The following is an 11,847-nucleotide window of genomic DNA, read 5'->3' on the forward strand; positions in this document are numbered from 1 at the left end:
CAGCAGCAGTTGGTTGAACAGTTGTATCACCGGCTGCAGGATGCGCCACAGGACGCCGCTGAGCAGCAGCGCCAGCACGATTATCAGGCCGTACGGCTCAATGGCGCCCAATGCCGCCGCCTGGCGCGCCGGCAGCAGGCCGGTGAGTACCCGCCCGCCGTCGAGCGGCGGTATCGGAACCAGGTTCAGGATCATCAGGATGAGGTTGATGGCGATACCGGCCTGGGCCATGAAGAACAGCGGCTGTGCCGCCCAGGGCAGTGGCTGCAGCAGTTCCACCGACAGGCGCAGCAGCAGGGCCCAGCCGGCAGCCATGAGCAGGTTCGACAGCGGTCCGGCGGCGGCCACGATGGCCATGTCGCGCTTGGGGTTGCCCAGGTTGTTGTAGCCGATCGGAACGGGCTTGGCCCAGCCGAACAGGAAACCGCCGGGCAGCAGCAGCATGGCCAGCGGCACCAGTACCGTGCCGACCGGGTCGATGTGCTTGAGCGGGTTCAGGGTCAGCCGCCCCATCATCTGCGCCGTGCGGTCGCCCAGGCGACGGGCGACGAAGCCGTGGGCCACCTCGTGCACGGTGATGGCGAACAGCACCGGCAGGGCCCAGATGGCGATTTTCTGAGGCAGGGAAAAGTCGAGCATGGTGTCCGGCCGGTGGCGGCCCGTGTCAGCGTCCCTGGTAGTGGCCCGGTCGCTTGTCGAAAAAGGCCGCCAACGCCTCGGCGTGGTCCTCGGTGCCGTGGCAGGCCGCCTGCAGCGCGGCGCTGTAATCGAGAAAGTGTTTCAGGCTCATTTCCTGTCCGGCGCGCAGCAGTCGCTTGGCCAGGCGCAGGGCCTGCGGCGGCTTGGCGGCGATCTGGGTCGCCAGCTCGTGCGCGCGCGCCATGAGATCGGCCGGCGGCAGCACCTCGAGCACGATGCCCAGCTGCAGCGCCTCGTCGGCGTCCAGCAGACGGCCGGTGAAGGTCAGCTCGGCCGCCCGCTGGTGACCGAGCGCGCGCGGCAGGAACCAGGCGCCGCCGTCGCCGGGAATGATGCCCAGGTTCAGGAAGGTCTCGCCGAAGCGCGCACTGGTGGCGGCCAGGCGCAGGTCACACATCATGGCGACGTCGAAGCCGGCGCCGACGGCGGCCCCGTTGACCGCCGCGATCACCGGCACTTCCAGCTCGTACAGCGCCAGCGGAATGCGCTGGATACCCAGCCGGTAGGCCTGCTGGATGTCCATGGCAGTACCGGCGAACAGGCTCTCCTTGGCCTGCATCTTCTTCACGTTGCCACCCGAAGAGAACGCCTCGCCGGCGCCGGTGATGATCAGCACCGAGATGTCGGGCCGCGCCGGGATGGCCGACAGCACGGCGACGATCTCGTCGATCATCGCCGCGTCGCTGATGGCGTTGCGCGTTTCCGGCTGGTTGAAGGTCAGCGTGGCGACACGCTGCTCGACCGTGAACGTGATGTGCTGCAGGTCCATGCCCGGAGCTCCTTACAGGACGCAGCTGCCGGCGTCGACCACGTGCGCCGCGATGCGCTGGCGCAGTGCCAGCAGGTCGGCTGCCGGGCGCGTGACGGCCGGCGGGCTGATGCCCAGGTGCACGGCGGCCTCGCCCGCCAGCTGCGCCACCTGCGCTGCCGCCTGGGCCAGCACCAGTTGCGCGACGTCCTCGTGCACCGGTTGCAGACGCGGGTGGCGGGCGATGCGCAGCGCCGTCGATTCGGCCAGGTAGATGGCCGTCATCATGTCGGCCAGGTGGGCCATCAGCTCCTGGTCGGCGTCGAAGCCCCGCCCGCTGCCGTGGCGCTCGACGGCGGCCGTGAAGCAGGTGGCATGGGCCGCCTTCATGCTGGCCAGCGGGCTGTCGCCGCCCCCGCCGAGGGCCAGTTCGCCGGCGCCGAGCTTCTTCAGCAGCGTGCGCGGCATGACGATGCGGTTGATCTCGTTGGTGCCTTCGTAGATGCGGGCGATGCGCGCGTCACGCAGGTACTTGGCGGCCGGGTACTCTTCCAGGAAGCCGTAGCCGCCGAACATCTGCAGCGCTTCGTCGGCCACCCGGCCGAGCAGCTCCGAGCCGGCGATCTTGGCAATCGAGCACTCGAGCGCGAAGTCCTGCAGCGCCGCCAGCTTGGCCTCGCCCGTGCGTCCGCCGGCATCGGCCAGTGCGCCGATGGCGCCGCCGGCGCGGTAGATGGCGCTCTCCACGGCGTAGATGTCGGCCGTCGCCTGGCCGATCTTGCGCCGGATCATGCCGAAGTCGGCGATGCGCTGGCCGAACTGCTTGCGTCCGACGACGTATTCCAGGGCCGCGTCCAGCGCACACTTGGCGCTGCCCAGCGCCGTACCGCCGAGCTTGTAGCGGCCGTTGTTCAGGATGTTGAAGGCAATCACGTGGCCGCGGCCGATCTGTCCGAGCACGTGGTCGCGCGGGATGCGCGCGTCCTGCAGGATGACCTGCCGGGTCGACGAGCCGTACATGCCGAGCTTGTCTTCCTCGGCACCCAGGCTCACGCCCGGCGCATCGAACGGCACGATGAAGCAGGTGAAGCCGGTGGCGCCGTCGACCTCGCCCTGCACCTTGGCGAACACGAAACCCACATCGGCGATGCCGGCGTTGGTGATGAACTGCTTGGTGCCGTTGAGCACCCACTGGTCGCCGTCGAGCACTGCCGTGGTGCGCGCCGCCAGCGCATCCGAGCCGGAGCCGGGCTCGGTCAGGCAGTAGCAGCCGCGCCGCTCGCCGCTGGCGAAGCCGGGCAGCCAGGCGGCTTTCTGCGCCTCGTTGCCGAACAGCGCCACCGGCAGCGAGCCAATGCCGTTTTGCACCATCAGCGTCAGCATGAACGACTGCTCGCGCCCGGTGCTCTCGAGCACCCGCATCGACACCGGCAGCGGCAGGTCGAGTCCGTCGTACGCCTCGGGCAGGTCGAGCATGGTCAGCCCCAGCTCCGAGGCCTGCTGCATCAACTGTTCGAGCACACCCGGCGTCTTGGCCTCGATGTCGGCCAGGCGCGGCCATACCTGCTCGTCGCAGAAACGCCGCGCGGTCTCGAACAGGCCCTGCTGTTCGGCGTCGAAATCCTCGGGCGTAAAGATGGTGCCCGGCGCCTGCGCCGGGTCCAGAAAGGCGCCGCCGTGTGTGTCGCTCATGATGGGTACTTGAAGTGAAGTGGTCGCGGAAGCCCGCCTGTCGGCCGTTGCTCGGTTACTTGGGTGCCAGGCGGATGGCGCCGTCAAGGCGGATCGTTTCGCCGTTCAGCAGCACGTTCTCGACGACTGTCTCGACCAGTGCCGCGTATTCGCCGGGCTCGCCGAGGCGCGGCGGAAACGGCACGCTGGCGCCCAGACTCTGCTGCACGGACTCGGGCAGCGATTCTAGCATCGGGGTGCGAAACAGCCCCGGCGCGATGCTGACCACGCGGATGCCGTGGCGCGCGAACTCGCGTGCCAGCGGCAGCGTCATGCCGACCACGCCGCCCTTGGAGGCCGAGTACGCGGCCTGACCGATCTGGCCGTCGAAGGCAGCCACCGAGGCGGTGTTGACGATCACCCCGCGCTCGCCGTCGGCACGCGGCGCGTTGCCCTGCATGCGGGCCGCCGCCAGGCGTGCCAGGTTGAAGGTGCCGATGAGGTTGATGCCGACGGTGCGGGCGAACTGCTCCAGCGGCATGGGGCCGTGCTTGCCCAGCGTGAGGCCGGCGCCGACCACCCCGGCACAGCTCACCGCCAGGTCGAGTCCGCCCAGGGACGCGAGGCCGCCGTCGAGCGCCGCCTCCAGCGCCGCCCCGTCGGTGACGTCGACCGCCTGGAAGTGCGCCTGCTCGCCGAGTTCCCGCAGCGCGGCGGCGCCGGCCTCGGCGTTGACGTCCAGCAGCAACGCCCGCCCGCCGGCGGCGACGATGCGCCGTGCCGTTGCCAGCCCCAAGCCCGAGGCGCCCCCCGTGACGACGGCGCGAATGCCCGCAAACTGCATGGAATTTCCCTGTTGACGTGGTTGACCGAACGGGCCGATGCTGCCGCGCCGGTCAGGCGCTTGTCCAGCCGTCACCCTGAAGTGAACTTACTATAGTGAGCCGCCGCGCCGGGACGGCCGCGGCACCACGGAGCGATGAACGTATGGCCAATTCCCTGCAGGCACAGCTGCTGAAGGCAGGCCTGGTCAGCACCGAGCAGGTCAAGCGGGCGCAGCGGCAGAAGCGGGTCGACGCCAAGCGTGGCGCGGCGCCCAAGCCGGCGGCCCCCAGCCCCCAGCAGCGCGAGCGCGAGCGCCGGGCCGAGCGTGAGCGGGCCCGCAACGAGGAGCTGCAGGCGCAGCGCGCGCGAAAGGAGCGGACGGCGCAGATCAGGCAGATGATCAAGGATCAGCGTCTGGATCGGCGTGGGGGTGAATCGGCCTACCAGTTCGTGGACGGACGGATGATCCGCAAACTGCCCATGCACGAGGCCCAGCGCCTGCAGGTGGTCAAGGGCACCCTGGCGGTGGTGCGCTACGGTCAGGGTTTCGAACTGGTACCGCCGGCCACGGCGCATAAGATCGCCGAGCGCGATCCGGGGTGCGTGGTGGTGCTGAACACGCAGGCCGACGCCGCGCCGGCGGCGGACGATCCCTACGCCGACTTCCCGGTGCCGGACGACCTGATGTGGTGATGGCGGCGGCCGGCCTCAGGCTGTGCCGCTGCCGACCTTCTCGCGGATGAGGGCGTTCACCTGGGCCGGGTTGGCCTTGCCCTGGGTGGACTTCATGACCTGGCCGACCAGGAAGCCGAGCACCTTGTCCTTGCCGCCGCGCAGCTGTTCCACCTGCGCCGGGTTGGCTGCCAGTACGGCGTCGACCGCGGCTTCCAGGGCACCGGTGTCGGTGATCTGCTTCAGGCCCCGCGCCTCGATGATGGCGTCGGCGGTGCCCTCGCCCAGCCACATGGCGGCGAACACGTCCTTGGCGATCTTGCCCGAGATGGTGGCGTCGCTGATGCGCGTCAGCAGTCCGGCCAGTGCCGACGGGCCGACCGGTGCGGCGGTGATGGGCAGGTCGTCGCGGTTCAGGGCGGCGGTCAGTTCGCCGTTGATCCAGTTGGCGGCCAGCTTGGCGTCGGCGCCGGCCGCCAGGGTGGCCTCGAAGTAGTCGGCCACTTCGCGCTCGGCGGTCAGCAGGCCGGCGTCGTAGTCGGACAGGCCGAAGGCCTCGGCAAAGCGATGCCGCTTGGCGTCCGGCAGTTCCGGCAGCGCGGCGCGCAACTGCTCCACCCACGCTTCGGACACGGCCAGCGGCAGCAGGTCCGGATCGGGAAAATACCGGTAGTCGTTGGCCTCTTCCTTGCCGCGCATGGCGCGCGTCTGGTTGCGTTCGGCATCGTACAGGCGCGTTTCCTGCACCACCCGGCCGCCGCCTTCGAGCAGATCGATCTGGCGCTCGATCTCGACGTTGATGGCGCGTTCGACGAAGCGGAACGAGTTGATGTTCTTCAGCTCCGCGCGCGTGCCGAGGCGGCTTTCACCGCGCCGGCGCACCGACACGTTGGCGTCGCAGCGGAACGAGCCTTCCTGCATGTTGGCGTCGGAAATCTCCAGGTACCGCACCAGCGCGTGCAGCTTCTTGAGGTAGGCCACGGCCTCGGTGGCGGTGGCCAGCTCCGGCTCGGAGACGATCTCGATCAGCGGTGTGCCGGCACGGTTCAGGTCGATGCCGGTGTGGCCGTGGAAGTCCTCGTGCAGCGACTTGCCGGCGTCTTCTTCCAGATGGGCGCGGGTGATGCCGATGCGCTTGTGGGTGCCGTCCTCGAGCGTGATGTCGAGGTGGCCGCCGGCGACGATGGGCAGCTCGTACTGGCTGATCTGGTACCCCTTGGGCAGGTCCGGGTAAAAGTAGTTCTTGCGCGCGAACACCGAGTGCGGGGCGATCTGCGCGCCGATGGCGAGGCCGAACCGGATGGCCATGGCCACCGCCTCGCGGTTGACCACCGGCAGCACGCCCGGCAGGGCGAGGTCGACGGCGCAGGCCTGGGTGTTCGGCTCGGCGCCGAAGGCCGTGGCGGCGCCCGAGAACAGCTTGCTGCGTGTGGCCAGCTGGCAGTGCACCTCCAGCCCGATGACGCTCTCCCAGTCGCTCATGCTTGGGTCTCCGGCGGACGGCGGGTGTGCCAGTCGGTCACCTGCTGGTAGCGGTGCGCGACGTTCAGCAGGCGGGCCTCGTCGAAATCGCGGCCGATCAGCTGCAGTCCGACCGGCAGGCCCTGTACCTGGCCACAGGGCACCGACAGCGCCGGCAGGCCGGCGAGATTCGCCGCGATGGTGTAGATGTCGGACAGGTACATGGCGACCGGGTCGTGCTGCTTCTCGCCCATGCGGAATGCCGGCTGTGGCGTGGTCGGTGCGGCGATCACGTCCACCCGGTCGAAGGCGTCCAGGAAGTCGTTGCGGATCAGGCGACGCACCCGCTGGGCCTTCAGGTAGTAGGCGTCGTAGTAGCCGGCCGACAGCACGTAGGTGCCGATCAGGATGCGGCGCTTGACCTCGGCGCCGAAGCCCTCGCTACGGCTGCGCTTGTACAGGTCCTCCAGGTCGACCGGATTGTCCGCCCGGTAGCCGTAGCGCACGCCGTCGTAGCGGGCGAGATTGGACGATGCCTCGGCCGGCGCGACCACGTAGTAGGCCGGCACCGACAGCGGCGTGTGCGGCAGCGCGATGTCGACCAGCTGCGCGCCCAGCCGTTCGAGTTCGCCGAGTGCGGCGCGCACGGCGTCGCCGACGTCCGGGTCCAAGCCGGCGTCGAAGTACTGCGCCGGCAGGCCGATGCGCAGCCCCGAAAGCGGCTGGTACAGCGCCGCCGCGTAGTCGGGCACCGGCTGGTCGATGCTGGTGGAGTCGCGCGGGTCGAAACCGGCCATGGCATGCAGCAGCAGCGCCATGTCGGCCGCCGAGCGCGCCATTGGCCCGGCCTGGTCCAGCGAGGAGGCGAACGCGATCATGCCGTAGCGCGACACCCGGCCATAGGTGGGCTTCAGGCCGCAGATGCCGGTCAGTGCCGCCGGCTGGCGGATGGAACCGCCGGTGTCGGTGCCGGTGGCGGCGCTGCACAGGCCCGCCGCCACCGCCGCTGCCGAACCGCCGCTGCTGCCACCGGGCACCCGCGCAGGGTCCCAGGGGTTTCGCACCGGGCCGTAGAACGAGGTTTCGTTGGACGAGCCCATGGCGAACTCGTCCATGTTGGTCTTGCCCAGCATGACCGCACCGGCAGCGGCCAGCCGCTGCACCACGGTGGCGTCGTACGGCGCCACGAAGCTGTCGAGCATGCGCGAGGCACAGCTGGTGCGCACGCCGTCGGTGCAGAAGATGTCCTTGTGGGCGATCGGGATGCCGGTCAGCGCGGGCGCGTTCCCGGCCGCCAGTGCCGCGTCGGCGGCATCGGCGGCCGCCCGGGCCGCCGCCGCGGTGACGGTGATGTAGGCGTTCAGCGCGCCGCCGGCGGCCTCGATGCGGGCCAGATAGGCGTCGGTCAGTTCGCGTGCCGAATAGGCGCCGTCGCGCAGCGCGGCGACCTGTTCGGTCAGGGTGTGTTCAAGCATGGGTCAGGGTCGCCCCGCAGTGTAAACTTCGCTCACTCGATCACTCTTGGCACCAGATACAGGCCGTCCTGCGCCTGTGGGGCAAGGGTCTGGAAGCGGCGGCGTTGATCGGTTTCCGTTACCTCGTCGGTGCGCAGGCGCTGGCTGGCCTCGATGGGATGCGCCAGTGGCTGCACCTGGCGGGTATCGGCGCCGGCGAGCTGCTCCACCAGTTCCAGGATCGTGCTCAGCTGGGCGGCGTGTGCGCCGAGTTGCGTTGGTGGTACTTCCAGGCGGGCCAGATGCGCCACCTTGCGGACCTCGTCACTGCTGATCGACATATTCGACTCTCCGAAGCCGTTGTGGGCGGGCCGACCGGTTGCTAGATTGCACCGCCCCGGCATTTTCGACGCGCCGGCAATACCTTAAGTCTTCTGCGGACTCACTCGATGTTCAAAAAACTGTTCGGGCTTTTCTCCAGCGACCTGGCCATCGACCTTGGCACGGCCAACACGCTGGTGTCGGTGCGTGGGCGCGGCATCGTGTTGCAGGAACCGTCGGTGGTGGCCATTCGCCACGGCGCCAGCACCAACGGCCGCAAGGTCATCCAGGCGGTGGGTATCGAGGCCAAGCGCATGCTCGGCCGCACGCCCGGCAACATCACCGCCATCCGGCCGCTGAAGGACGGCGTGATCGCCGATTTCTACGTCACCGAGAAGATGCTGCAGCACTTCATTCGCAAGGTGCACGAACGCGGGTTTTTCCGCCCCAGCCCGCGCGTGGTGGTCGGCGTGCCCTGCGGTTCGACGCAGGTGGAACGGCGTGCCATCCGCGAGTCGGCGCTCGGCGCCGGGGCGCGCGAAGTATATCTGATCGAGGAACCCATGGCCGCCGCCATCGGCGCCGGCCTGCCGGTCAGCGAGGCCACCGGCTCGATGATCATCGACATCGGCGGCGGCACCACCGAGATCGCCGTCATCTCGCTCAACGGGCTGGTGTACTCGGAGTCGGTGCGCATCGGTGGGGACAAGTTCGACGATGCCATCGTCAACTACGTGCGCCGCAATTACGGCACCCTGATCGGCGAGACCACCGCCGAGACGATCAAGCACGAGATCGGTTCCGCCTATCCGGGCAACGAGGTCAGCGAAATCCAGGTCAACGGCCGCAACCTGGCCGAGGGCGTGCCGCGCAGTTTCACGCTGAACAGCAACGAGGTGCTCGAGGCGCTGCAGGATCCGTTGCACGGCATCGTCGCCGGGCTGCGCAAGGCGCTGGAACAGATACCGCCGGAGTTGTCGGCGGACGTTGCCGAGCGCGGCATGGTGCTGACCGGCGGTGGGTCCTTGCTGCGCGGCATCGACAAGCTGTTCTCGGAGGAGACCGGCCTGCCGGTGGTGCTGGCCGAGGAGCCCATGCTGTGCGTGGCCCGTGGCGGCGAGATGGCGCTGGACTTCATCGATCAGGTAACCGACATCTTCGACGAGGAATGAGTCGCCGCACGGCCAGCGCGGCCGTGCCGCCGTCGGTCGCGCCCCATGCCTAGCCTGTTTCGGCGTCGCCCGTCGTTGGGGCTGCGCCTGTTGCTCGCGGCTCTGTTGGCGCTGGTGCTGCTGGTGGTCGACCAGCGCGGCCCGCGTCTGGTGCCGCTGCGCGGTGCGTTGCTGACGGTTCTGCATCCGCTGCAACAAGCCGTCGACCTGCCGTTCCGGGTCTGGGACTGGGCGGCCGACACCCTGCGCGAGCGCCGCGCCCTGCGCAGTGAACTGGAGGCGTTGCGGGCCGAGAACCTGCACCTGCACCTGCAAGTGCAGACGCTTGATGCGCTGCAGGCGGAAAACCGTCGCCTGCAGGCGCTGCTCGATTCGCTGGCACAGACGCCGCAGCCGCTGCGCGCGCTGATCGCCAGCACGGTCAAGGTCGGGCTTGATCCGTATGTCGGGCAGATCCAGATCGACAAGGGGGCCCTGCAGGGGGTGTTCGTTGGTCAGCCGGTGCTCGACGCCGAGGGGGTGGTGGGCCAGGTGCTGCACGTCGCCGCGCAGACCAGCCAGGTGCTGCTGATCACCGATGCGCGCCACGCCATTCCGGTGAAGGCGGTGCGCAGTGGCGTGCGTGCCATCGCCGTGGGGCGCGGGCCGGCCGGGGCGCTGGATCTGCCGTTCCTGCCGAATCACGTCGATCTGGAAGTCGGCGATGTGCTGGTGACCTCCGGTCTGGATGATCTGTTTCCGGCCGACTTGCCGGTCGCCACGGTCAGCAGCATCAGTCGCATCGGCGAGGGTGAGTTCGCCGAAGTGCAGGCCACGCCGCGCGGGCGTCTGGACAGGATTCAGGAGGTGTTGCTGGTGTGGCCGCCGGAACCGGACATGGGGCCGCCCGCGCCCGACAGTGCCGCCCCGCCGCCGGGGGCGCCCACGCCGTGACCGCCAGCCCGATCCGCCCCCGTTTCGCGGCCATCGTGCTCAGCCTGCTGGCAGCCGGGCTGTTGCTGTCGGCACCGGTGCCGACGTGGGCGGCCGCCTGGCAGCCGCCCTGGCTGACCCTGGTGCTGGCGTACTGGTGCCTGGCGCAGCCGGATCGGGTGGGTATTGCCGTGGCGATGCTGCTGGGCGTGTTGCAGGATGCCCTGACCGGCGCGCCGCTGGGGCAGCATGCGCTGGCGATGGTGCTGGTGGCCGCGGCGGTGCTGGGCGCACATCAGCGCCTGCGCGTGCTGCCGCTGGCGCAGCAGGCACTGTTGCTGTTGCCGCTGCTGGCCGTGCATCAGCTGGTGCTGGCCCTGGTCACCGGCAGCACCGGCCGGCCGGTGACGCTGGCCATGCTGGCGCCGGCGCTCAGTGGCGCGCTGGTGTGGCCCTGGCTGTTCCTGACCCTGCGCGACCTGCGTCGGCGCGCCGGACGCTGAGGCATGCGCCGCCGCCCGCAGGCCATCAAGGATCCGGCGACCGAGGCGCGCCTGTTTCGGCGCCGCGCCGTGCTGTTGCTGGCGCTGATGCTCCTGGCGGGGTGCGGCCTGCTGGCGCGCCTGACGGTGTTGCAGGTGGTGCAGCACGACCGTTACGCGACCGCTTCGCGCAACAACAGCATCCGCACCGAGGCCATCGCGCCAGCGCGGGGCGTTATCACCGATCGTGCCGGCCGGCTGCTGGCAGAGAATGTGTCCAGCTACAGCCTGTACGTGACGCCGGAAAACGTACCGGATTTGCCGTCGACGCTGGCCGAACTGGGGCGCTTGCTGGACCTGCGCGAGGTGGATCTGGAGCGTTTCAATCGCCTGCGACACAGTCGGCCCCGCTTCGAGGCCTTGCCGTTACGTCGCAATCTGGACGACGTCGAGACGGCACGCTTTGCCGCGCACCGCCACCGTTTCACGGGTGTCGAACTGCGCGGCGAGCTGTCACGCCACTATCCGTTCGGTGCGTTGACCGGTCATGTGGTCGGCTACGTCGGGCGCCTTAACGAGACCGAGCTGGCGGACGCTTCGGCCGAGCAGCGGGCTGCCGACAGTATCGGCAAGACCGGTGTCGAGAAGACCTACGACACGCGTCTGCAGGGGCGGGTTGGCTATCAGCAGGTGGAAGTGGACGCCCACGGCAGACGTCTTCGTGTGCTCGAACGGCTTCGTGCCGAGCCGGGGGCCGCCCTGCGCCTGAACCTGGACCTGGGCCTGCAGCGCGCTGCGACGCAGGCATTGGCCGGGCAAGCCGGTGCACTGGTCGCGCTGGAGCCGACCAGTGGCCACGTCCTGGCGATGGTTTCCGAGCCGGCCTTCGATCCCAACCTGTTCGTTGGCGGCATCAGCGCCGACGACTATCGGAGCCTGCTGGAGGATCCGCAGCGCCCGCTCACCGACCGTGCCGTGCGCGGCCAGTATCCACCGGGTTCCACGCTGAAGCCGTTCGTGGCGATGGCCGGGCTGCGCAGCGGCACGGTGGCGCCGCACGACCACACCTGGTGTCCGGGGTGGTACACGCTGGGCAAGTCGCCGCGTCGGTACCGGTGCTGGCAGCGGCATGGCCACGGGCGGGTCGATCTGCTGGAGGCGGTGGCGCAGTCCTGCGACGTGTATTTCTACGACCTGGCCTTCAGGCTCGGCATCGACCGGATACACAGGGAACTGGAGCCGTTCGGCTTCGGCCGGCGCACGGGCATCGACCTGCCAGGCGAGCTGCCGGGCATCCTGCCGTCGCGTGATTGGAAGCGCCGGGCACGCGGTGCGCCGTGGTATCCGGGAGAGACCCTGATCGCCGGCATCGGGCAGGGGTACAACACCGCGACCGCGTTGCAGTTGGCGTACGCAACGGCTCAGTTGGC

At 69.5% G+C, this 11,847-nt stretch carries 12 protein-coding genes; 5 read left to right on the plus strand and 7 right to left on the minus strand.

Annotation, left to right across the window (positions count from 1 at the left end):
* The 4 genes from ABYX71_RS06855 to ABYX71_RS06870 all read right to left on the minus strand — a co-directional run.
* Positions 1-639, minus strand: a 639-nt coding sequence (locus tag ABYX71_RS06855; protein ID WP_372695765.1) for a site-2 protease family protein, incomplete at its 3' end; no start/stop codon positions are given.
* A 25-nt stretch (positions 640-664) separates the two neighbouring features.
* On the minus strand, positions 665-1,468 hold the full coding sequence (locus ABYX71_RS06860; RefSeq protein WP_372695766.1) for a crotonase/enoyl-CoA hydratase family protein: 804 nt from the start codon (positions 1,466-1,468) through the stop codon (positions 665-667).
* A gap of 12 nt (positions 1,469-1,480) precedes the next feature.
* Entirely contained in the window at positions 1,481-3,139 is a 1,659-nt protein-coding gene (locus ABYX71_RS06865; protein ID WP_372695767.1) for an acyl-CoA dehydrogenase family protein, read from the minus strand.
* A gap of 55 nt (positions 3,140-3,194) precedes the next feature.
* Positions 3,195-3,962, minus strand: coding sequence for an SDR family NAD(P)-dependent oxidoreductase (locus tag ABYX71_RS06870; RefSeq protein WP_372695768.1), 768 nt, complete (start codon positions 3,960-3,962; stop codon positions 3,195-3,197).
* Positions 3,963-4,105: 143 nt separating this feature from the next.
* Between ABYX71_RS06870 and ABYX71_RS06875 the strand changes: the two genes are divergently transcribed.
* The gene (locus ABYX71_RS06875) at positions 4,106-4,636 is read left to right on the plus strand and encodes a DUF2058 domain-containing protein (protein ID WP_372695769.1); all 531 of its coding nucleotides are present in this window, start codon (positions 4,106-4,108) and stop codon (positions 4,634-4,636) included.
* 15 nt (positions 4,637-4,651) lie between these two features.
* On the opposite strand, the gene gatB is transcribed toward ABYX71_RS06875, so the two are convergent.
* From gatB to gatC, 3 genes are read right to left on the minus strand one after another with little or no spacing between them, the layout of a single operon-like run.
* The gene (gene gatB, locus ABYX71_RS06880) at positions 4,652-6,097 is read right to left on the minus strand and encodes an Asp-tRNA(Asn)/Glu-tRNA(Gln) amidotransferase subunit GatB (protein ID WP_372695770.1); all 1,446 of its coding nucleotides are present in this window, start codon (positions 6,095-6,097) and stop codon (positions 4,652-4,654) included.
* Positions 6,094-7,551: an Asp-tRNA(Asn)/Glu-tRNA(Gln) amidotransferase subunit GatA gene (gene gatA / locus ABYX71_RS06885; protein ID WP_372695771.1), complete on the minus strand. Its 1,458-nt coding sequence runs from the start codon at positions 7,549-7,551 to the stop codon at positions 6,094-6,096. Before gatA ends, gatB begins: the two co-directional genes overlap by 4 nt.
* A 32-nt stretch (positions 7,552-7,583) precedes the next feature.
* Positions 7,584-7,871, minus strand: coding sequence for an Asp-tRNA(Asn)/Glu-tRNA(Gln) amidotransferase subunit GatC (gene gatC / locus ABYX71_RS06890; protein WP_372695772.1), 288 nt, complete (start codon positions 7,869-7,871; stop codon positions 7,584-7,586).
* A gap of 108 nt (positions 7,872-7,979) precedes the next feature.
* Here gatC and ABYX71_RS06895 point away from each other — a divergent pair, with 108 nt between their 5' ends.
* From ABYX71_RS06895 to mrdA, 4 genes are all read left to right on the plus strand, one after another.
* Positions 7,980-9,023: a rod shape-determining protein gene (locus ABYX71_RS06895; RefSeq protein ID WP_372695773.1), complete on the plus strand. Its 1,044-nt coding sequence runs from the start codon at positions 7,980-7,982 to the stop codon at positions 9,021-9,023.
* Between the two features lie 45 nt (positions 9,024-9,068).
* Positions 9,069-9,956: a rod shape-determining protein MreC gene (mreC, locus tag ABYX71_RS06900; RefSeq protein ID WP_372695774.1), complete on the plus strand. Its 888-nt coding sequence runs from the start codon at positions 9,069-9,071 to the stop codon at positions 9,954-9,956.
* On the plus strand, positions 9,953-10,438 hold the full coding sequence (gene mreD / locus ABYX71_RS06905; RefSeq protein WP_372695775.1) for a rod shape-determining protein MreD: 486 nt from the start codon (positions 9,953-9,955) through the stop codon (positions 10,436-10,438). The genes mreC and mreD overlap by 4 nt, the downstream gene beginning before the upstream one ends.
* A gap of 3 nt (positions 10,439-10,441) precedes the next feature.
* Positions 10,442-11,847: penicillin-binding protein 2 (gene mrdA, locus ABYX71_RS06910; protein ID WP_372695776.1), on the plus strand; the 1,406-nt coding region annotated here is incomplete at its 3' end.

The sequence above is a fragment of the Immundisolibacter sp. genome (assembly GCF_041625615.1).
Lineage (GTDB): Bacteria > Pseudomonadota > Gammaproteobacteria > Immundisolibacterales > Immundisolibacteraceae > Immundisolibacter.

What these genes read in the sequence shown, in the direction of transcription:
- ABYX71_RS06860 (WP_372695766.1), bottom strand. Translation starts at nt 1,468, where the DNA reads ATGGACCTGCAGCACATCACGTTCACGGTCGAGCAGCGTGTCGCCACG.
- ABYX71_RS06865 (WP_372695767.1), bottom strand. Translation starts at nt 3,139, where the DNA reads ATGAGCGACACACACGGCGGCGCCTTTCTGGACCCGGCGCAGGCGCCG.
- ABYX71_RS06870 (WP_372695768.1), bottom strand. Translation starts at nt 3,962, where the DNA reads ATGCAGTTTGCGGGCATTCGCGCCGTCGTCACGGGGGGCGCCTCGGGC.
- ABYX71_RS06875 (WP_372695769.1), top strand. Translation starts at nt 4,106, where the DNA reads ATGGCCAATTCCCTGCAGGCACAGCTGCTGAAGGCAGGCCTGGTCAGC.
- gatB (WP_372695770.1), bottom strand. Translation starts at nt 6,097, where the DNA reads ATGAGCGACTGGGAGAGCGTCATCGGGCTGGAGGTGCACTGCCAGCTG.
- gatA (WP_372695771.1), bottom strand. Translation starts at nt 7,551, where the DNA reads ATGCTTGAACACACCCTGACCGAACAGGTCGCCGCGCTGCGCGACGGC.
- gatC (WP_372695772.1), bottom strand. Translation starts at nt 7,871, where the DNA reads ATGTCGATCAGCAGTGACGAGGTCCGCAAGGTGGCGCATCTGGCCCGC.
- ABYX71_RS06895 (WP_372695773.1), top strand. Translation starts at nt 7,980, where the DNA reads ATGTTCAAAAAACTGTTCGGGCTTTTCTCCAGCGACCTGGCCATCGAC.
- mreC (WP_372695774.1), top strand. Translation starts at nt 9,069, where the DNA reads ATGCCTAGCCTGTTTCGGCGTCGCCCGTCGTTGGGGCTGCGCCTGTTG.